This window comes from Pseudomonas sp. FW305-E2, assembly GCF_058782925.1.
In genome coordinates, this window is record NZ_JBYSYE010000001.1 from 210,320 (window position 1) to 228,884 (window position 18,565).

At 56.8% G+C, this 18,565-nt stretch carries 22 protein-coding genes and 1 pseudogene; 10 read left to right on the plus strand and 13 right to left on the minus strand.

All coding sequences use genetic code 11. The annotated features are described in order from the left end of the window. Positions 1-28: 28 nt before the first annotated feature. The 5 genes and pseudogenes from AC3WLP_RS01075 to AC3WLP_RS01095 all read right to left on the minus strand — a co-directional run. The gene (locus AC3WLP_RS01075) at positions 29-328 is read right to left on the minus strand and encodes a hypothetical protein (protein WP_003250941.1); all 300 of its coding nucleotides are present in this window, start codon (positions 326-328) and stop codon (positions 29-31) included. Between the two features lie 724 nt (positions 329-1,052). After that, complete coding sequence (locus tag AC3WLP_RS01080; RefSeq protein ID WP_088512417.1) at positions 1,053-1,571, minus strand: cysteine hydrolase family protein; 519 nt, start codon at positions 1,569-1,571, stop codon at positions 1,053-1,055. A 527-nt stretch (positions 1,572-2,098) separates the two neighbouring features. Then, positions 2,099-2,863, minus strand: a complete 765-nt coding sequence (locus AC3WLP_RS01085) for a hypothetical protein (RefSeq protein ID WP_017148239.1) — start codon at positions 2,861-2,863, stop codon at positions 2,099-2,101. A gap of 285 nt (positions 2,864-3,148) precedes the next feature. Continuing rightward, positions 3,149-3,304, minus strand: coding sequence for a hypothetical protein (locus AC3WLP_RS01090; protein ID WP_230623078.1), 156 nt, complete (start codon positions 3,302-3,304; stop codon positions 3,149-3,151). Further along, positions 3,298-3,441: pseudogene (locus tag AC3WLP_RS01095) on the minus strand (DUF4113 domain-containing protein); the annotation flags it as partial. The pseudogene AC3WLP_RS01095 and the gene AC3WLP_RS01090, both read right to left, overlap by 7 nt. Positions 3,442-3,867: 426 nt before the next feature. Between AC3WLP_RS01095 and AC3WLP_RS01100 the strand changes: the two are divergent. The 5 genes from AC3WLP_RS01100 to AC3WLP_RS01120 all read left to right on the plus strand — a co-directional run bounded on the left by AC3WLP_RS01100 (position 3,868) and on the right by AC3WLP_RS01120 (position 6,731). Next, positions 3,868-4,482 (plus strand): ERF family protein, encoded by a 615-nt coding sequence (locus AC3WLP_RS01100; protein WP_012051893.1) that lies wholly within the window; start codon positions 3,868-3,870, stop codon positions 4,480-4,482. After that, complete coding sequence (locus AC3WLP_RS01105) at positions 4,479-5,246, plus strand: lambda exonuclease family protein (protein ID WP_088512418.1); 768 nt, start codon at positions 4,479-4,481, stop codon at positions 5,244-5,246. The genes AC3WLP_RS01100 and AC3WLP_RS01105 overlap by 4 nt, the downstream gene beginning before the upstream one ends. Continuing rightward, on the plus strand, positions 5,243-5,785 hold the full coding sequence (locus AC3WLP_RS01110; protein ID WP_014756157.1) for a hypothetical protein: 543 nt from the start codon (positions 5,243-5,245) through the stop codon (positions 5,783-5,785). Before AC3WLP_RS01105 ends, AC3WLP_RS01110 begins: the two co-directional genes overlap by 4 nt. Positions 5,786-5,866: 81 nt before the next feature. Next, positions 5,867-6,232 (plus strand): DUF7740 domain-containing protein, encoded by a 366-nt coding sequence (locus AC3WLP_RS01115; RefSeq protein ID WP_012051890.1) that lies wholly within the window; start codon positions 5,867-5,869, stop codon positions 6,230-6,232. Then, positions 6,207-6,731, plus strand: a complete 525-nt coding sequence (locus AC3WLP_RS01120; RefSeq protein WP_088512419.1) for a hypothetical protein — start codon at positions 6,207-6,209, stop codon at positions 6,729-6,731. The genes AC3WLP_RS01115 and AC3WLP_RS01120 overlap by 26 nt, the downstream gene beginning before the upstream one ends. A 2-nt stretch (positions 6,732-6,733) precedes the next feature. On the opposite strand, the gene AC3WLP_RS01125 is transcribed toward AC3WLP_RS01120, so the two are convergent. Together AC3WLP_RS01125 and AC3WLP_RS01130 are read right to left on the minus strand one after the other, a co-directional pair. After that, positions 6,734-6,880: a hypothetical protein gene (locus AC3WLP_RS01125; protein WP_178085882.1), complete on the minus strand. Its 147-nt coding sequence runs from the start codon at positions 6,878-6,880 to the stop codon at positions 6,734-6,736. A gap of 77 nt (positions 6,881-6,957) precedes the next feature. After that, positions 6,958-7,176, minus strand: coding sequence for a hypothetical protein (locus AC3WLP_RS01130; RefSeq protein ID WP_014756154.1), 219 nt, complete (start codon positions 7,174-7,176; stop codon positions 6,958-6,960). Positions 7,177-7,278: 102 nt separating this feature from the next. Here AC3WLP_RS01130 and AC3WLP_RS01135 point away from each other — a divergent pair, with 102 nt between their 5' ends. Beyond that, positions 7,279-7,662, plus strand: a complete 384-nt coding sequence (locus tag AC3WLP_RS01135; RefSeq protein WP_041168400.1) for a hypothetical protein — start codon at positions 7,279-7,281, stop codon at positions 7,660-7,662. Positions 7,663-7,717: 55 nt separating this feature from the next. Here the strand turns inward: AC3WLP_RS01135 and AC3WLP_RS01140 are convergent, their stop codons facing one another. Together AC3WLP_RS01140 and AC3WLP_RS01145 are read right to left on the minus strand one after the other, a co-directional pair. Next, a complete protein-coding gene (locus AC3WLP_RS01140) occupies positions 7,718-8,125 on the minus strand; it encodes a hypothetical protein (protein ID WP_047604708.1) in 408 nt (135 codons plus the stop codon). Positions 8,126-8,289: 164 nt separating this feature from the next. After that, positions 8,290-8,838, minus strand: coding sequence for a hypothetical protein (locus AC3WLP_RS01145; RefSeq protein ID WP_014756151.1), 549 nt, complete (start codon positions 8,836-8,838; stop codon positions 8,290-8,292). An 81-nt stretch (positions 8,839-8,919) separates the two neighbouring features. Here AC3WLP_RS01145 and AC3WLP_RS01150 point away from each other — a divergent pair, with 81 nt between their 5' ends. Next, positions 8,920-10,863 carry a DNA cytosine methyltransferase gene (locus AC3WLP_RS01150; protein ID WP_088512420.1) on the plus strand — a complete coding sequence of 648 codons (1,944 nt, stop codon included), beginning with the start codon at positions 8,920-8,922 and terminating at the stop codon, positions 10,861-10,863. A gap of 74 nt (positions 10,864-10,937) precedes the next feature. Here the strand turns inward: AC3WLP_RS01150 and AC3WLP_RS01155 are convergent, their stop codons facing one another. Further along, positions 10,938-11,279, minus strand: coding sequence for an MltR family transcriptional regulator (locus AC3WLP_RS01155; RefSeq protein WP_143516713.1), 342 nt, complete (start codon positions 11,277-11,279; stop codon positions 10,938-10,940). A gap of 3 nt (positions 11,280-11,282) precedes the next feature. Further along, positions 11,283-11,429, minus strand: a complete 147-nt coding sequence (locus tag AC3WLP_RS01160; protein ID WP_158249197.1) for a hypothetical protein — start codon at positions 11,427-11,429, stop codon at positions 11,283-11,285. Positions 11,430-11,579: 150 nt separating this feature from the next. Between AC3WLP_RS01160 and AC3WLP_RS01165 the strand changes: the two genes are divergently transcribed. Together AC3WLP_RS01165 and AC3WLP_RS01170 are read left to right on the plus strand one after the other, a co-directional pair. Further along, positions 11,580-11,876: a hypothetical protein gene (locus AC3WLP_RS01165; protein ID WP_014756148.1), complete on the plus strand. Its 297-nt coding sequence runs from the start codon at positions 11,580-11,582 to the stop codon at positions 11,874-11,876. Position 11,877: 1 nt separating this feature from the next. Further along, positions 11,878-12,927: a site-specific integrase gene (locus AC3WLP_RS01170; protein WP_041167305.1), complete on the plus strand. Its 1,050-nt coding sequence runs from the start codon at positions 11,878-11,880 to the stop codon at positions 12,925-12,927. A gap of 418 nt (positions 12,928-13,345) precedes the next feature. On the opposite strand, the gene AC3WLP_RS01175 is transcribed toward AC3WLP_RS01170, so the two are convergent. Further along, positions 13,346-13,570 (minus strand): hypothetical protein, encoded by a 225-nt coding sequence (locus AC3WLP_RS01175; protein WP_088512423.1) that lies wholly within the window; start codon positions 13,568-13,570, stop codon positions 13,346-13,348. A 220-nt stretch (positions 13,571-13,790) separates the two neighbouring features. After that, entirely contained in the window at positions 13,791-17,609 is a 3,819-nt protein-coding gene (gene dsr1, locus AC3WLP_RS01180) for an anti-phage defense-associated sirtuin Dsr1 (RefSeq protein WP_088512424.1), read from the minus strand. A gap of 684 nt (positions 17,610-18,293) precedes the next feature. Between dsr1 and AC3WLP_RS01185 the strand changes: the two genes are divergently transcribed. Next, positions 18,294-18,500 (plus strand): hypothetical protein, encoded by a 207-nt coding sequence (locus AC3WLP_RS01185; RefSeq protein WP_088512426.1) that lies wholly within the window; start codon positions 18,294-18,296, stop codon positions 18,498-18,500. Positions 18,501-18,565 lie beyond the last annotated feature (65 nt).

Here is an 18,565-nt window from a genome sequence, read left to right on the forward strand (position 1 = left end):
TTGACCTCCGGCGCTGCGCGCCTAGCCGCTATTTCGAGGCAGCCATAAAGCCTGCGGCAGGTGCACCTTCAGTGGCGACCCGTCGGGCCCGGCCAACGCCCCACGCCAGCGCCCTGGTCATCGACTCGCCAGGGCGAGAATCGAAGGCCTCTTCAAGGATAGCCATGCCACCAGGGGCGTACACCCCGATGAACATCTGCGTTTTGCCTGTCCGCGACAGCCGCGTCTGAACATCAATGTATGTCCCATCGTCGAGTGTCTCGTCGTGAGTTCGGTGATGAAGCGTCGGGTCAGCCCAGGCCCAGAAAACATCACCGCGTATTCTCATGAGACGCTCCTACGACTTTAGTTGTAGTCAGGTGGTTTATTGCCACCATAGCGAACGTGCAGTTTTACGCAAATTCGTCTGACTCATCTGTGAGCTGAATCGGACAATCGGCTATTCAGCAGCCCCGCCAAAGACTCAACGCTTGTCGTGAAGCTCCGGGGGCCATGCGCTAAAGAACCACATAATTCCTGGCACCAATACATAGATCCAGTGCTGGCCAGGGTAGATGAAGATGCCGACAGCCCAGATGGCGAGTAAGGTTCCGCCCGCTCGCCTACGCCGCCTCGGCGTGAACCATTCCTGAAACGCCTTGTGCCTCTCCCGCAGTTTCATTACCACCCTCCCTGTTTGGTAAGCGGCGAAGCATATCACCTCTAGTTCAACGATAACGCGTCCCCGGCAAGGGCGGCGCCTGCACGCAAGAACCACGACATGACCCAACAACAGCACGACGAGCGCAAGCTGGACCGGGTCTTCCGCCAACATCTACGGGCTCAAGCAGCTGCGCTCAGTGTTTGACTAGACATCAATGGCCCCCAGCACGCCGGCCCTGATCGCGCAGTACCGCGACTCAAGGTTGGCTATGAGATTTCGGAACTCCATGCCAAAAGTTACCGAACTCGTGGCGTTTTTGGACCCATACAGAAAACCCCGCAGACGTTAATCTGCGGGGCGTTCGAATGGTGGAGGCCGAGGTCGGAATCGAACCGTCTGGCGATGGCAGTTAGAAACACCAGTCCTCGGCGTGTACGACACGACAGAATGGTCCCGCGAGGGTCGCATTGTGATGAGCGACAATCTCTTCGGCCTTCAGGGCAGGGGTGTCGGTGCAGGTATGGCCATCGGCGATCAGCACTGCATCGAATCCAAGATCTCGTGCGGCGCGGCAGGTGCTATCGACACAGTATTGGGTTTTCATTCCGGTAATGACCACACCCTGAGTTCCACAATCCCGTAACCGATCGGCCAAGGCGGTCTTGTAGAACGCGTTAGGTCGGCTTTTATCGAAAATCACTTCGTCGCCTTGTAACACCAGCGCCTGCACCAGTTGCGTCAACGGGCTTCCAGGCTCGATTGGCGACCCAGGTGGACCAATATGGCGGGCGAGAAAAATGGGTGCTCCTGCACTTCGGGCTTTACTCAATAAATTATTCAATGTGTCTAGCAGCGCTTCGCCAGCCCATGGCTTATCCGGGCCATAAAACAATCCAGCCTGCATATCAAGAATCAACAGTGCATACATAATGCTTTCCCTTGCATATTGGCCAGCGACACAAGGGCAAAAGAAAAGGCCCTTTCCATCACTGGCGGGCCTTTGAAGTTCGTGCGTTATTGGCTCACGAAACCCCTCACGACCAGCCTCTGGCGGTCGTGACGGTCGTGGTCAAGGCAATTCGTAGTTGACTCATAGAGCTGACAGTAGCTGCACTTTACCGGGTTGGCAAGTGAGCGCTGTGAGGGTGAAGGCTGATTGAAGTATCGAGCATTGAGGTCCGCTTGTGGCCGATAGCTGCCCTTCGTGAAGGGCAGCTATCGGCCACAAGCGGACTGAGGAGCGGTAAATAAATCTTCCCCTTTTCGCGGCCCCTTTTCGTTGGTTTTGCGAAGCGAACCCAAAAGAAAGAATGCGGTGAGTCAGGCACTCTTCGACTGCTGGTTTTGGGGCTGCTTCGCAACCCAACGCGGGACAAGCCCGCTCGCCACAGGTTACTTGTTGCCTGTTCTACCTAAATACCTTGAAAGGGCTGCATCTAACTCGCAGCCAAAAAGCTAGGACAAATCAGCGACAGGGCTGACGCTACTGTCTCGTTCTGCGATGCTCAACACCGCCGGTAGCTGCTGCTCGACAGGTAACTCGGCGGTCTTATCAAGAAGTTCATCCAAGTCGAAAACGGCCATTTCGACATAGCGTTTTATGCACATCCGCTCATAGGAAACGCTGCGAATACCGTCCAGTACCAGCCAGTTCAAGAACAGTGCGCCCATACCCAGCACCACGATCACCGAGCCCTTGCCCCATGTGAACAAAGGCGTGGCTTTAATAATTTCCGTGCACAACGCGATCATCAGCGCGATCAGAGAGGCGAAACTCAGGTTCTGGGATAAAGCAGGCCTGGCGGGTTTTCCGGTCAGGCCAGCATAAGCTGACAACTCGCGTAGTTTCTCAACCGTGTAGCCTTCCTTGCGCAATCCCTCCAGAAAGAAGGCATAACAAAGGGTGTTTTCCCTTTCTAGGCTCGGCTGGTGGTCAATCGCGTGATCTGCAAACTGCTGCGGGTAAACCATGCGCAATGCTTTAAGGCGCGTGACATAGAGCAGAAGAGCCCAAGGAGCCAGTGCCATGTAGGTGTAAGGAATCAGCGTAGGGTTCTTGATGCCGAACATTGCGAACACAAAAAGCAATGCGGTTGACCCTATCGCTGACCACATTGGCCATAACTTGCGAGCATTGTGGAGTTTAAATATGTGTTTATTGGGTTGTTTGCGACTGATTTTATAAAGGGCCTCGAGTTGAGCCCATTCCTTGAGTTTCATTATCCATCCTTATTTTCAAAGTCGTGATAACCGAGCGATACAACGTTGCCCGCAATTGCCACTGCTGACAACCCACAGCCAAAAAAGACGATCGAAAGGCGACAGATTTATTTTTCTATCACTATCCGATTTTGGCCGATATCCGCCCTTCGCGAACGGCCGCAATGGGTCGATAGCTGTCACTGGCTACCCTGGGCTTTCTCCCCATAGCCGTTGTTCACACAAGGAGGCTCAAGCGACCTCCTCATGCTCGATCAGCGCCCACAGCCTAGCTGCCTAGGTGAACTACAGCATGTCTGCCAGCTGGTCTTCGTCAACGTCGCTGCGTCGGTGCGCGGAAAACGCTAGCTCAACGAGCACCGCGGCCCTGCCATCGGGATCGGTCAACAAGGCCGGCTGGTCATTCAGCTCGGCCAGCCAGGCGGACGGCAGGCTTAACATTTGACCGTCCATAGCTGGTCGATCCGTGTCGTATAGGATTGGCTCATCATCTCCCTCCTCATACCCCAGTCCGGTATCGCCGGCACGCTGGCGGCCCGCACTGTCCCCCTCCCCCAGCGCTCGTTGATGCCATCCATCAAGCGTACCGACCGAGGCAACCAATGCCGCCGGCAGCCAGGCGGACAAGGTGGTCCCTGCCGCTGCAACCTGTGCAGTAGTAGTTGTTGCGGTAGCCGCGAGGGAGGCGCCAGTGACGACGCCAATCCCGGTAACCTCGGCCGCGGTCTTGACGCCCTCGGACGCTACCTTGGCACTCGTGGTGGTGGCGATCCCGGCCAGTTCCAGGGCGGTGTTTATGCCGTACCGGGTACCCACCTGGATGAGCGAGCTCAGAACGTCCGTGACAATAGATCGCCCCAGACTGGCCATGGAGTCTTCGAGGCTTTTCCCTTGGACGATTGCTTCCGCCGTGTTGTCGCCAATCCCTTGGGTCACCGACTCCATGGTGTTGTAGATCATGTCGGAGGTCTGATCGCTCTGCCTCCGCCGCATTCAACGCCGCGATGGTGCGCGCTCAGGCCGAGATCGGACCGGTGTTCCGCGACAAGTACAACAGCCAGACCAACAGCTCTTATGCTGCCCTTGAGTCGATCGACAAGAAGATCGCCCCAACCTACACGCTGCACGGTTTTTCCCTCTCGTTCGGTACCGATGACAGTCCGCTGGCCGGGCACATCCGCACCGTCTGCGACTGCATGCACGAGGCCGGGCACACCAAGCGCTACTACGTCGACCTGCCAATCGACTCGACCGGCATCAAGGGCAGCGTCAACAAGACCGGCGTGCACGCCAATGGCTCTACCTACAGCTATGCCCGGCGCTACCTGACGATGATGATCTTCAACGTCGTGCTGACGAACGAAGACAACGACGGGAACGGCGGCGGTGAGCAACCCCAAAGCCTTGGGGAGCTTATGAATGAGTGGATCCCGAAGGCCTACGCCGCTGACTCCAAAGACTCGCTCACAGCGGTATGGCAGGCGGGCGTCAAGTTCGCCCAGGACCTAAAGGCCACCGACAAGAAAACGGCCGACGAGCTCTACGAGGCATTGAAGGTAGCGGTTAGCGCTCGCGGCTCTCAGCTCAGCGCAGCACCACAAGTGGGAGCAAGCCAATGATCATCGTCAATTGTACTCAGGGCTCGCCAGAGTGGCTGCAGGCCCGCGCTGGAGTGATCACCGCCAATATGTTTAGCACCGCACGCTCACGGGTGAACGGACTGAACGCCCAGCAGAAGAAATACGTTGACGCCATGCTTGCGGGCCTTGGCGAATCCAAGGCTATGGAGCTGGCAGGCTACAAGGCCGGTCCAAAGGCCGAGGTCGTGCAGCGCGCCCTAGATGGCGAAACGGTCGGCGAGCCATCGAATGCCGCCCTCACCTACGCCTTCGAGCTGGCCGTCGAACGCATAGGCGGCGCCCCGCTCGATGGAGGGTTCGAGACCTGGCAGATGCGCCGCGGCCATGAACTGGAGCCGGAGGCGCGCATGGAGCATGAAATCCAGACTGGCCTTATCGTCACGCAGGTCGGCCTGGTTAAAACAGACGACGGCTCGTTCGGCGCCAGCGCGGACGGCTTCATCGGCGAAGACGGCGGAAGCGAATACAAGTGCTTCCTGGCCCCGGACAAGCTCCGCGCGTTCCACATCGACAACGATGCCAGCGACGTCATCGACCAGGTGCAAGGCTGCATGTGGATCACTGGCCGGAAATGGTGGCACATCGGGATGTACTGCCCCCTCCTCAAGCCCGTAGGCCGCCAGCTCTGGTGGCGTGAGTTCAAGCGCGATGACGACTATATCGAACAGCTTGAGCAGGACCTGTGGGAATTCAAGCTGCTCGTGGACGGCTACGAAAAGCAGCTGAGGAGCCAGGCAGCATGAACCCATCAATCGACCTGGAGGCCGCCAAAGCGGCCTTCTTTGCCTCTGGTGGCCAGCTCGTTGTCCTTGAAGGCTTCACCCATCGACCGCTGCCGCCGCGCAAGCATCCCGATACGCAGCCAAAGCCAGCCGCTAAGGCGAGGCCCAAGAAACCTAACCCAGCCCCGCGAAAGGAGAAGGTGAAGGCCCGAGTTGCAACGGTGGCCGAGATGGCGAAGATCATGACCTGCCAGCAGGTTCACGAGGCCACCGGCATTTCCAAACAGGCCCTATTCCGGGCCGCCCGCGAAGGCAACTTTGTTTTCCGACGAGCCGAGCGGAAGAAGTCAGCCAACAGCAAGCGGGATGCCCAGCGCCAGATCCAGCGGAACCTGAAGCGGATCGAGGAGCTGAAAGTGGTCCAGAAAATATGCGCCCTGCGCGATACCGGCCTGCACCGCGCCCAGGTGGCCGAGCAGCTCGACCTGAATTACGGAACGCTGGTGAAGATCATTGAGCGCAACAGTATCGACTTCCCGCGGGTACGCATCAGGAAATGAAAAGACTCAACAGCCTGGTCCGCCAGCGCCGGCGGCAAGAACAGTTCCACCTGCCGCCCAGCGGCCTCACGGAGCACAGACATGCAGCAAGCACCCTCTGGAGTGGTAACCCTGCCGGCCTGGATGAATCGGCCGATCAAGAAGCTGTACATCACCCGCAGCGGCGGCCAGTACCGGCCTGATGATGTGGCCCTGGCCTTCGCGCTGAGCCTGCGCATGCACGACAGCGCCGATCACCTGCGCAGGCTGGCACGGCGCCTGGTCGACAAAGTCTGCCTGGAGCACCAGCCGAACATGAAGCGCCTGGCTCGTGAGGCTGACGACGCCAAGGTGTTCGACGCCGCGCTCAAGATCATCAATCGGGTCTGCGACCTGCTCGACATCGGGCCGGGCGCCACCTTCGTGCGCAATGGAGGCGATGATGGCTCTGACGCAGCAGCAGCGTGACGAGAAGCGCAGGGCCAAGGCCGAGCGCCTGCAGGAAGAAGACCTGCGCTTGAAGGCTCGACCAGGGACTAAACAGGCCCTGCTGGAACTGATGGAATGGGCCGGGATCGAGGAACAAGGCGAGGCGATGACGCTGATGATTCATCACGTCGAGGCGCTCGGGCATCACGCCTTGTTCAGGATTGCGCGCCACGAAATCGAAGCTCACCGTTTTGTGGCGCGTACTGAGCCGCTGCGGCTATCAGCAAGGAAGCGGACTGGCCAGCACCTGCGGGCGATCTGCGGCTGGGCTGACGCCACATACAGCCAAATGATTGAGGCGCTGATCCACGGCATCCACGCACTGGGCAGGGTGCACGCGGCGAAGTTTCTAACCTCGCCGCGGCACGAGATCAGCATCTCGCCGCGCCTGGCCCTGGCCTTCGACCGGAAGAGCATGCTGATGATTCAGCAGGATCCTGGCGACGAAGTTATCAGTCCAATCGCAGTCACTCGCTGATATCAATTATCCTCATCGACATCGAGCGAATCCCCTTCATCGTCGGTCAATCCGAATTCATCTTCTGCTGCGATCTTTGCCTCTGATTCAGTGTCAGCAAAAACCGTCCCGAGCTTTTTCCCATCAAGATACACGCGCCATTTCTTCATTACTGATCCTTATCCCGATCCCATGCCGGTCACCCGTAATACCCCATCCCAAACCAAATTGCCACCATGGCAAAGGGTCAGTTTGGCGAGTTGTTTTGGGAGTGGAACGGCGCAAAGGTCATGCCGAAAAACCAACCTCCGATCATTGCCAGCCATATCGACTTGTACCCGTCGACGTTGTAGGCAAGCCAGTAGTTGGCCGCAGTGATAACAACGAACACTGAGAAAAACTGCTTGCGGGAATATCTGCTCAGGTAGCGGGTTGCTGCGGCCTCTAGGTCTTTGAGCTTCTTCACTGCGATTCATCCTTGAAAAGACCCTGCAATCCTACCCTATCGCCCCATTTTGACACCATGCCGCATCCGGCCACGGAGGGCGGCGTATGCATGGAGAAAGCCATGAGCAACTACAACTGCGACTACGTCCGACGCCATTACGGCGTACCAGCTGAGATAGGCCGGCGCGTCATCGCCAACGGCGAGCCTGGCGTGATCATGGCCGACCGCGGTCAGTACATCGGCGTAATCCTCGACAGCGACCCGAAGAAGCGCATCCGTAACTACCACCCCACCTGGGAGATGCAGTACGGCGAGATGGCCGAGAAGCTTCCGCTGAAGCGCTACCAGGTTCTGGTCAGTGGCTGGGATTGGTGGGACATCACCAATCGCACCATCGTCGATGTGTTCGCCTGCACGCCATCGCAGGCCAAGTACAAAGCCTACGAGCGGTGCGAGTACCACGATATCGAATGCATGTTCGGCTTCAAGGTGCGCCGAGCCTGACCATCCGGCGCTGCCCGCCAGCGACTAATCTGCTCCGGCATTGGCCTATCTGATCTCAGTTCCGTTTATCGTCATCCGTTGGAGGGCTGTACATCCCCCTATCCTCGCTGAGTCGGTGAAAAGGCGACCGCTTCAGCCGAGGGATTGCGAAATGGTAAACAATCAACAGCGTTGCCCATCCAGCAAGGCAGAAAATCGAACGCTCGCTTGTGCTCAATGACAGGGCGAAAGAGATTGCCACTATCGCAAACATGATGCTGACGAAGAAGAATCCAGTCGCCAGGGCATTGACGAGGAAATTAAGCCTGTGCCAACGATCTGGGATCAGTTCGAGGGGGCCTGTGGCGATCAGAGCAATTCCAAACGGCACAGAATAGCTGATCAACGACGCAGATGGCTTTCCCAGCCAAAGAAACGCTATCCAAATCGCGAGCCCTATGAATGATGCCGTTCGGGTCTTCATCGCGGCAGCTCCTGATCTTGGCGATCTTCCTCGATCTCGCAACCCCATTACCACCATCCTTGTTTGGTGAGCGGCGAAGCATATCACTCGGCGCTGCCCGCCAGTGCCTTCCCCTATTCATCGATAACGCCTCCCCGGCGAGGGCGGCGCCTGCAATGGGAACGCTACCTTTTCATCCGGATCCGCTTCAGCTCAGCGCGCTCTTGAAATTGAATCCAGTCGAAATTGATGAGCGATGACAGTTGCTTCAAATCATCGTAAGCCTTGGATGTCGCGTCCGGACTCGGGGTCGCGGCCATGTACTTCTCAACTTCATAGTGCATTTTATAAATTGATCCCATCAAACCGCTGTAGTAGACAACAAGTTTATAGTCGGCGAGATCGTGCACCAATATCGCTTTGGCTGCCTCCAAAGAGGTCTTAAACGATTCACCCAAATACTTTTCCCAAACCGAGCGAAACTCGAAATAAGCAGCCTTATCGCGTGCCAAGCCGGAAACCGACTCTGCGCTTTCAACCGCATTTTTTATGACAGCACAGTAGGCGTCGAAACGATCTATAGCAGTTCGTTTTGCAAGCCTACCCTGACGCCTGTTTTGCCCACTGCTGATTGCAAAAGCTCCAACAATCGCACCAATAGATCCAACCGCCTGCACCCAAGATGCAAGACCCGGATGATGCTCAATCCAAAACAAAACCCCTTCACAGCTCATTCATCGCCTCTTTAGCTCAGCACTACGCCGCGCACTAATACCCGACTTCACCAAATCACGCCACCCTGGCGAGGACCGCCCATGTCTGCATTCCAGAAAAAGAACCCGCTCGACTTCAAAACCCAGTACGGCCTTGGCTTCGATCCGCAAGACGATGAGATCGTGGTGGACTTCTTCTGCGGTGGCGGCGGCGCCGGTACCGGGCTGGAGATGGGCCTGGGCCGGCCGGTGACGGTGGCAAAGAACCACAGCCCGGCGGCCATCAGCATGCACACCGCCAACCACCCTGCAGCGCGCCACTTCACCACCGACGTTTTCGAGGGTGACCCGGATGAGGAATGCCAGGGGCGGCCGGTTGGCTGGTTCCACATGAGCCCTGACTGCACCCACCACAGCCAGGCTGCCGGCGGCCAACCGCGCAAGCGCGAGATCCGCAACCTCTCGTGGATTGGCCTCAAGTGGGCCGGCAAGAAGAAGCCTCGGGTGATCAGCCTAGAGAACGTTAAGCAGATCCTTCAGTGGGGTCCGCTGATGGCCAAGCGCGACAAGAACACCGGGCGGGTGATGAAGCTGGACGGCACGGTCGCTGCTGTCGGAGAGCGTGTGCCGGTGCAACAGCAGTTCCTCGTGCCAGACCCGAAGCGCCGCGGCATCACCTGGCGCCGCTTCGTGCACCTGCTCGAAGGCATGGGCTACCAGATGGAGTGGCGGATCATCAAGGCATGCGACTTCGGCGCTCCCACCAGCCGGGAGCGGCTGTTCATGATCGCTCGCTGCGACGGGCAACCCATCGTGTGGCCAGAGCCGACCCACGCCAAACATCCAACCAAGGGCCAGCACAAGTGGCGCACCGCCGCCGACTGCATTGACTGGAGCGTGCCGAGCAAGAGCATCTTTGGTCGCAAGAAGGAGCTGGCAGCCGCAACGCTGCGACGCGTGGCCAAGGGCATGAAGAAGTTCGTGCTGGACAACCCGCAGCCTTTCATCGTGCCGATAGCCAACTGGTCGGGCGAACTGGCCCAGTCGGCGCATGAGCCACTTCGCACGGTGACCTCCTGGCCGCGCGGCGGGTCGTTTGCCATGGCAAGCCCGGTGATTCTTCCAGCAACACACCAGGGCGCCGACCGAGTGAACGATCCGGGCGATCCACTACCAACAGTTACTGCGGCCAACCGTGGCGAGCTGATGATGGCCAGCCCCGTGATGGTCGGGGCCGGTGGCCCGGTGTATGCCGGTAAGCCAGTAGCCGCTGACCAGCCCATGGGAACGCTGATGACCCAAAGCCACCGGGCGCTGGCATCGGCGCACCTGGTCAAATTCAGGTTCAACAGTGAAGGTGCAGCCATCACCGATCCGGTGCCGACCATCACGAGCGGCGGCAACTACAAGAGGCCCGCGGGTGCGGCCCATGCCATGGGCGTGTGCACAGCCTTCATCGAGCAGGCCAACGGCGGATTCAACACCACGCCAGCCAAGGGCGCGGACGAGCCACTGACCACAGTCACCAACACCGGCAGCCAGCAGCGCCTCGTGACCGCCAGCCTAGCCACGCTCCGGCGCAACTGCGTAGGCCGTCCCGTAGATGACCTGGTGCCGACAATGACCGCAGGCGCAGAGCATCACGCCCTGGTCGAGTACAAGCTGTCGCCAGAGCACGAGGAAGGCGCCCTGCGCGTCGCGGCATTCCTGATCAGCTACTACGGCACAGAGAACATCAGCGCCTGCGACGCCCCAGCGCCGACGGTTACCACCAAGGACCGCCTAGGCCTGGTCACCGTCTTCGTGAAGGGCACCCCGTACGTCATCGTCGACATCTGCCTGCGCATGCTGCAGCCGCACGAGCTCTACCGGGCCCAAGGCTTCCCAGCCAGCTACATCATCGACAAGGGAGCCGACGGCAAGCCGTTCACCAAGACCGAGCAGGTGCACATGTGCGGCAACAGCGTCAGCCCGCCCCCGATGGCCGCCATCGCCCGCGCTAACGATCCTTGGATACGTTCAAATCACAAAGCCGCTGCCGCCTGACGCTAGGAATTGCTCTGTGGCACGCCTCCTCAGGGAACTATAACCATCAGCAGTTCTGTGGAAAAATGCTGATCTCAACGGGTAAGTTCGGTTCTGTTTCGGTCGACCCAGGTCGATGCAATGCTCACTTCGATATCCTTCACAGTCAGACAGAACAAATATTTATAGAACCTGGCCAACTCTTTCACCCCCATCGCAAGCAGAGCCGAATAGACTGGCATGTTCATCATCTGAGAGCGAGCCCCCTTCGAAAAGCTCAGAGAATCAATTTGCTTCCTGACAAGTTCGTCACCAAACGAACAGTGACTATCCGAGTGTGCAAACTCGTTCCTAAGTTTTCTGACCATCATCAGATCTCTAAAAGCATCATCAGAAATCAGACCAAATCCTCTAGCGATTTGGATACGAGAAGACAGGGTTCATAATGGGCCGTTCCCGTCAAATGCTTTTACAATATATCTATTAGAGAGTCCGTTTTTCTTGAATTCAAACTCAATAATACGAGTAAGCGCCTTTTCTAAAATTGCTGCACCAACTATAACGGAGCCTCTATCCGATTCGGACATAAGCTCCTCGGTGCTAGGAAACAAAAACAACTCCTTCATCAGCGCCCTGCCTTGCCTTCAATTATTCGCGCCAACATACATTGAATATCTAGAAGCTATAACCCCTCTCCCCTCTATTCACTGCCGCGATATGGCGGCCAAGGCGAAGCTATGTCTCAAGCAAAGGAACGCCCGATCCTGTTCAGCGGGCATATGGTCCGCGCCATCCTAAACGGCCAGAAGACTGTCACGCGGCGCGAGATCAAGCCCAGCATGCGGAGCGCTGATAGCAGCTTCGAGCTTCACCAGCAGGAGGACGGTTTTGTCGAGAGCCGCGGCGGCAGGCCACTAGTAGGCCGCCAATACGCCCGCCAGAAGCTCAGCGGCGTAGTGATCGACACCGTTCCAGTTACTGCAGCCCCGCCACCGGCGCCAGCGTGGACCCCTGATTTTTCCCGAGTGAAGTGAAATGCGCCCACGGAAGACCGAGAATCGCGACCTGCCACCAGGTATGTATCGCCGCAAGAGACAAAAAGCCAACGGCAAGGTGTGGGAGGCGCTGTACTACAGAGACAAGTCAGGCAAGGACATTTTCCTCGGCAATGACTTGGTGAAGGCCAAACTGAAGTGGGCGGAACTGGAGGCCAAGTCGGTACCGAAAGAGCTGACCACAATGAAGGGAATCTTCGACGAGTACTTGCTGAAGATCATCCCGGGCAAGGCCGCCAGAACCCAAAAGGACAACATCTACGAGCTCAAGCAGCTGCGAACCGTGTTCGACTCGGCGCCAATCGATGCCATCACGCCGGCGATGATCGCGCAGTACCGCGATTCGCGGTCGGCCAAGACCAGGGCAAACAGGGAGATCGCCCTGCTCTCCCATGTGTTCAACACAGCAAGGGAATGGGGCCTCACTACCAGGGACAACCCGTGCCTGGGCGTGAGGAAGAACAAGGAAAAGCCGCGCGACTTCTATGCCAACGAGACGGTGTGGCAGGCGGTATATGAGGAAGCTCCACCGGAGCTCAAGGATGCGATGGACCTGGCGTACCTGACTGGCCAGCGACCGTCAGATGTGCTGTCCATGCGAAAGGACGATGTGGAGGGGATCTACCTGATGGTCAGCCAAGGCAAGACCGGCAAGAGATTGAGGATCGTCTTGGAAGTGGACGGGGTGAAGAACAGTCTGGGCCAGCTGCTCGAGCGAATCATGCGCAGGACCAGCGAGCACCTGTCGCCGTTCTTCATCCTCAACGAGCACGGCAAACGCATGAGTTGGCCAATGTTACGCAACCGGTGGGCAGACGCCCGCGAGAGCGCAAGGGTAAAAGCTGAAGTCGAGAAAAAGCCAGACCTCGCCAACCGAATCGCCCAGTTTCAGTTCCGCGATATCCGACCGAAGGCTGCCTCGGAAATCAACGACCTGAGCGATGCGAGCGTGCTGCTGGGGCACTCGAAAGAGGGAATCACCGAGCGCGTTTACCGGCGCGTCGGGGCCATTGCCAAGCCTTCAAAATGAGGAAGTTTTGGGACTGGTTGCAATTTGTTTTGGGACTTCGGCATTTTCTGGCGCACAAAGAAAAACCCCGCAGACGTTAATCTGCGGGGCTTTCGAATGGTGGAGGCCGAGGTCGGAATCGAACCGGCGTAGACGGATTTGCAATCCGAAAGATATTTTCTTTATTTTCAATAGGTTAGGACGACTCTAGTTCCGCAACAAATCACTTCTAGTAGCTCTGCAACCCCTTGAAATCGACAGAGTTATAGGGAGGTGCGGAACTGATTTTTCACCAGATATCGTAGCTTTACACCGCTATATACCCACCTTGGCGACCTGCCGAATAGCCTCCGATTGTGGCGCAGAACACTGAGCTGCCTCCCTCGACAGAACCAGCATACTTCCCTGCCCCCAAGAAGCAGCCATCGCCGCGAGTTACCTAATGGAGCTTCGGCAATTCGGTTCCCCGAACCTTGGCTATCACCCGAAGCTGGTAATCACTCACAGCCTGGAAAAGCGACTCGGCAAGCAGGTGCAGACGCTCCACTTCATCGGCCGGCGCGCCTCTATCTTGCGCCTGATGATACTCGCGCAAGGCGTCGACAGCTTGCTGAATGAGCGGCTCGCCAGCCTCAACCATCCCAATGAAAGTCCGCTTGTGCACAACCCAGTCCAGAGCAGAAAAAAAGCAAGTATAGGATGCGAACAGCTGGTAGCGAGCTGATAGACGGTCTTTCAATGACTACATATCGACCCACTGCAGCCAGTGACGGCAGTCAGCTTTCGGCCACAAGCGGTCGTGGCGCCTGTCCACCAAGCTCGAGGCAATCCACCGTTCTCACATTATCAGTTCACACAGCCCGCCGGTCAGAGACGTTCCTCGGTCAAAGCATTCCATGACGACGCGCATACTCAGCCAGCCTGCGGTACTCCGCACTGTCAGCTAAGCGCGCCTCCGCCTGAATAATTTCTTCCAAACATGGGCGAAGATCAGGAGATAGCCAAGCTTGATCGTCCACCACCGCCGCCAGCAGACGCAATGCATCCGCCGGGAACGCTGTGCATAGTCCCGACTCGCGTAGCCTATGCACGGCATAATGCATATGCTCTGTGGGGACCAGCCAATCGTAGACGGCTTCCAAAGCGGCAGGGAATTCGTTCCCAGCCGCAATGGACATTCGGATCAATGACTCAGCGATGATAGGTGTCACTAGCTCTTGAGATTTTGGCCAAACATGTTGCCAGAAGGGCAGAATCCGATTCTGCCAGTACTCCTCCCGCTGCTCCCCTGCCCCCTCCAGCGCTTGCGAAAGGGATTGAGCAGAATCTTGTAAAGCCTTCAAAGGAAAAGCGGCAAAAGCGAGACGGAACTCCTCAGAGCTATATCCTTCAAGGGGGCCTAGGGCTGCATAGGTGAAAATCGCAGCGAACTGTTCATCGTGCTCCCCTAAATCCTCATAATGGCCAGCGGTATCGAGGAAATCATCCTTGAAAGCCAAGAGAAGCGGGCGATATAGACGCGGCGACCAAAGGAACCCCTCCCACGCCCTTCTAGCTTCGGCTGAATGGTTAACCCAGCTGAAAAGTGGAAGTAGATTAGCTCTTGTCCAGGTCTCATCAACTCTGAACAGGGAGATGAGTCTGGACGCGAGCAAAACCCTGCCATGACGGTATCTCTCCACTCGTGTGTCACATAGCTCCGTGAATAAAAGACTGATCTCCTCTGGGAGTCTATCGTCATCGCTAAGCTCAGATTTCTGCCATATATTCAGCAGTGCTTCGGTTACGTGGCCAATCGGATGGTTGATAGCTTCGGTAACCGGCTGATTGATCGGTTCACCATTACTGGTCATGCCCGTATCCGCATCAAGAGGCAGCCCCATGACTCTGCGGCAAATCCTCAAGAATACTGCGAGGCCTTGAAAACTGGATTTGGACACCTCATCAAGCCAACGTGTGACATCGTAGATGGCTTCGGAAAGAACCTCATCCGGCATGGCTTCAATCCATGGCGCGACGTGACGCCATGATTTCCGAGCAACACCTGACTCACTCCATGCCTGGAGAGCCTCCCGCCAACGCCTCGTAAGCCACTGTCCCTCCTTCGCTAGGTCCGCCAGAGCATAGAGGCTGTTGAGAAGATGTTTTTTACAGACTTCCCGCCAGGTGTCCTGGTCGAAAAATTCATTTTCGGCTGGGGGATTCCGCAGCCATTGAACGAGCGCTTCACGCTTATAAGGCGCAAGCCTGATGACTCGCTTATCCTCATAATCGGGGTCTCCGGTGCCGCTCATCCAATGAGAAAACTCATCACTCTCGTTTTCCGCCAAGCGCAGATGCGGGTAAGCCGCAGATAACTCATCAAACCGTTGCTGAGCACGAATACCGAGGATAACTCCACCCAATCGGAGCTTCGCCAAGGTCCTCCAAACCGCATGGTCTACACGCTGTTGGTAGTGCTCATCAGTAATGTCCTCTAAGAAATTTTCTCTTGGAGGCCCGAGCATAACCACCGCCTCCAGCATTTCTTGAGCCGCCAAGGGTAGCCTTTGTCCTTGCAACACAAGCAGGCGATACACCTCTCGTTTCGTGGAGATTGACCACAACCACCGCCCATTCTCTATCAGTAGCCATTCGGCCCACTCTTCCGAGGGAATAGCGCCATCCTGACTCGCTGCAAAGAACGCCAAACGCTTGAAAGTAGGGTACGGAATCTCAAACCAACCGCGCGCGGTCTTCGCGGCAGATTCAGGATGCTCTCCGAAATTAGCCAACCACGAATCCCGGAGCAGCTCAATGAGGACCACCCATTCGCGGAAGCCGCGGTTCTGCCAATGATGGCTAACCGAAGGCAGGTCCCAGAATGAACGATCCTCAGAGGAGTCAGCACTCCCTAATTCCTGCAAAAGGTCCAAGGCATCACGAAGCAATACTTGGAAATCTTCAAGAAGCAATGGCAAGGCCGACGACCACTCTCTAGCAGAAGACTCGAAGAGCGTGGATCTCACATGATCAGAGCTTAATACCAACTCCCAATTCACTAGGTGGCGCAAATTCGTTGGTGAGACGTCCACATCGTCCGACAATCGAAATGGCTTGGATATGGCAACCACGGGTGAAAGCAACATCCGCAGTTGTAGTCGAAGGCTTGCGGTCAATCCATCCCGTTTTAATCGCTCGGCCCAGCTGTAAAGATCCAGCTCTCTCCAAGGCGATTTGATCCGCTCAGCTAGGAACAGCCCCCACAGCTTGCGCATGAGAGGTCTTGGCACCGCCCTCGGGGAGCTTTTCCGGATGGCATTTAACTCAGAGGTGTTTCCTTGGTTCTCAAGCTTGGCCAGCTGCCCCAAATTATCCTGGATGAGAAATGCAAGACGCTCATGGACGCAGCCCCCTCGGGCAGAGAGCCAAAGTAAGAGGTCCGGATCATCGAGATGCCTCACAAGCCATCGAGCTATATGGAACATCACATCATCCCAGTAACCCGAACGCCCTCCCAGGAGCGTCATCGGCGCTGCCAAATGATACGGAGTTGGCCTTTGAACCAGACTGAAGTTGAGCTTCGTATCAGGCTCCGGGTGGGCAGGAATCCCAAAGCGCCCAAGATCTGAGTGGCTGTAACGTGGATCACTGAACGCGTCCAACAGCCACTCTAAGGACGGGGCGGGGTTGAAATCTGCAAACCTACGCGCCGGTATCCCTGACCTATCGGAGAGTGCCCACATCATACGTCCGACAAAATCATCCTGCCGAGTGCTAGCTGAGGGCTTGGAAAGAGCGTGGGTGGTTACGATCCGCTCCTTTCCAGTCGTCCCATCCTTGTACGTCTCAGCCCAAGCTTTCAGAGTCTGATGCAACCCTCTATGTGAGTTAGCCCCAGGTTGGGTGTGATACAGAATGGGAGCTACCCCTTTGGCCTTCCACTCGGCAGTCTTCTGGCTTTCATCCCCAGGACTACAGGAGCCGAATGCCCATGCTTGGGGAGTGATTTCGCCAAGCATACGATCAGCCGCCAACGCATCCATCATGTAGCGCAGAACGGGATCACTGACACTGTATCCGACGAAGCAAACCACGTAATTGCGGAATAGCTCACTTACGAATCGGGCGGCCCAACGCTCAGTCAGGTACGCAAGCCCGAAGTCACCGCTTGTGATAACGAGTCGGTTGAGTTCGTACACGTTAGGTTTACTCGGCAGCAATCCGTGCAGGTAAACCACCCCATCCCAGCGACTATTTTTAGGAAGCGGAAGCATCGGCGCAGAGTAGGAACTGAAGGGCTGCTTTGTGCGCCGGGCTGCGGCATCGAAGACTCGATCGAAATTTGTTGTGACAAGACGCAGCGCACCGGTCCGACATCTCCCCAAACTCAGTAACGCTGCGTGCGTGTCTGTTGCCCCTTTGCGCCGAAGATTGGGCTTTAGTGCCCGTGCCAACGCCTCTCGAACGGCGGCCCGCCCGTTCGGCAAGCGCCGCTCAAGAAGATCCAGGGTGGCATCGAACTGATAGTTCTCGAAGGCCTTCTGCTCTGCGCTGTCGAAATTGGTCAGCGCCTCTTTGTAAATGAGCTGTACTAATCCTTTGAAATCCAGGAGCCCAGCTGGATAGGAGATACCTGCTCCGCAAAAGAAAACTACCCTTCCCTCTTCATGGGCCTGAAGCAACTCGTCTGGGATATCCGGACCGTTCGTTACAAATTGCATCCCTGCTCCACCTAGCGCCTGATGGCGACAAGCCATCTATCGATGGCCTGTTTAGCACGGGTGGCTTGTTTTTACCATCGACGGACGCTAGCAGAATGTTGCCATCCGGAATATCTAGAAAATGAGACTAAGGCTTAGCCGTACACAGGCCAGTCACTCACCGCACGCTCTGCTCGTTCAATCTCAGAGGCTATGGAACATCGCAACGCGCTGAGCATTCCTGGACTCCAAAAAAAAATTTCCACGAGAACTTTATCATGCGGGACCGAGACCATAGCTAGATGACAGGAGTCCACTATTGCTACCCGTCGCGAGAGGCAGCAATGGGTCGATAGCTGCCGATCGCGACTTTCCGCCACCGACCCAAGAGGCGACAACGCTCCACTTCCTGGGCCGGACTGCCAGCTGCTTGAGTCCCCTGATACCGACGTAACGCGTCAGCAACCTCAAACATAGACGGATCGCCCAGCATGATCATGGTTTCCAGCGTTCTCATCATCTATCGCCTCCGTTACTACTATAGGCACATTAGTAGTCATAGATAGGGATTTGAACCCGCCCGCCTCTCTCAATAGCCCGCCATAGACCTGAAAAGACGGCTACTCTGGCGTCACCTGCTGGCCCGTTTAGGCCTAAGGCGCCCTAGAATTTGCCCTAAAAATTCTCGTACCCCGGAGCATGCGCATGGATGATCAAGCCTCGACCACAGCCGACACCCTTGAGCTGTTGTATCTGAACCAGGTCGCAATCAGAGCAGCCCTTGAAGAGCTCTCACTATGGGTAAGCCATCGCGGTTCACTCCACGTACATGAAAACGTTATGGCTGCGTTAGCGACCCTCGATATCCATGCTGAGGCGATCTCATCCGGGGTAGAGCGCCTGCGGAAGTGAGCCCCCCCAGCTAACGCCGGTTTCAAGCCCACCGCTGACAGAATCTTACCTCTAACGCCTATGCA

Bases quoted from the DNA above. Each gene is read 5' to 3' on its own strand.
- AC3WLP_RS01075 (WP_003250941.1), bottom strand. From the start codon at position 328: ATGAGAATACGCGGTGATGTTTTCTGGGCCTGGGCTGACCCGACGCTT.
- AC3WLP_RS01080 (WP_088512417.1), bottom strand. From the start codon at position 1,571: ATGTATGCACTGTTGATTCTTGATATGCAGGCTGGATTGTTTTATGGC.
- AC3WLP_RS01085 (WP_017148239.1), bottom strand. From the start codon at position 2,863: ATGAAACTCAAGGAATGGGCTCAACTCGAGGCCCTTTATAAAATCAGT.
- AC3WLP_RS01090 (WP_230623078.1), bottom strand. From the start codon at position 3,304: ATGTTAAGCCTGCCGTCCGCCTGGCTGGCCGAGCTGAATGACCAGCCG.
- AC3WLP_RS01100 (WP_012051893.1), top strand. From the start codon at position 3,868: ATGGTGCGCGCTCAGGCCGAGATCGGACCGGTGTTCCGCGACAAGTAC.
- AC3WLP_RS01105 (WP_088512418.1), top strand. From the start codon at position 4,479: ATGATCATCGTCAATTGTACTCAGGGCTCGCCAGAGTGGCTGCAGGCC.
- AC3WLP_RS01110 (WP_014756157.1), top strand. From the start codon at position 5,243: ATGAACCCATCAATCGACCTGGAGGCCGCCAAAGCGGCCTTCTTTGCC.
- AC3WLP_RS01115 (WP_012051890.1), top strand. From the start codon at position 5,867: ATGCAGCAAGCACCCTCTGGAGTGGTAACCCTGCCGGCCTGGATGAAT.
- AC3WLP_RS01120 (WP_088512419.1), top strand. From the start codon at position 6,207: ATGGCTCTGACGCAGCAGCAGCGTGACGAGAAGCGCAGGGCCAAGGCC.
- AC3WLP_RS01125 (WP_178085882.1), bottom strand. From the start codon at position 6,880: ATGAAGAAATGGCGCGTGTATCTTGATGGGAAAAAGCTCGGGACGGTT.
- AC3WLP_RS01135 (WP_041168400.1), top strand. From the start codon at position 7,279: ATGAGCAACTACAACTGCGACTACGTCCGACGCCATTACGGCGTACCA.
- AC3WLP_RS01140 (WP_047604708.1), bottom strand. From the start codon at position 8,125: ATGAAGACCCGAACGGCATCATTCATAGGGCTCGCGATTTGGATAGCG.
- AC3WLP_RS01145 (WP_014756151.1), bottom strand. From the start codon at position 8,838: ATGAGCTGTGAAGGGGTTTTGTTTTGGATTGAGCATCATCCGGGTCTT.
- AC3WLP_RS01150 (WP_088512420.1), top strand. From the start codon at position 8,920: ATGTCTGCATTCCAGAAAAAGAACCCGCTCGACTTCAAAACCCAGTAC.
- AC3WLP_RS01160 (WP_158249197.1), bottom strand. From the start codon at position 11,429: ATGTCCGAATCGGATAGAGGCTCCGTTATAGTTGGTGCAGCAATTTTA.
- AC3WLP_RS01165 (WP_014756148.1), top strand. From the start codon at position 11,580: ATGTCTCAAGCAAAGGAACGCCCGATCCTGTTCAGCGGGCATATGGTC.
- AC3WLP_RS01170 (WP_041167305.1), top strand. From the start codon at position 11,878: ATGCGCCCACGGAAGACCGAGAATCGCGACCTGCCACCAGGTATGTAT.
- dsr1 (WP_088512424.1), bottom strand. From the start codon at position 17,609: ATGCAATTTGTAACGAACGGTCCGGATATCCCAGACGAGTTGCTTCAG.
- AC3WLP_RS01185 (WP_088512426.1), top strand. From the start codon at position 18,294: ATGGATGATCAAGCCTCGACCACAGCCGACACCCTTGAGCTGTTGTAT.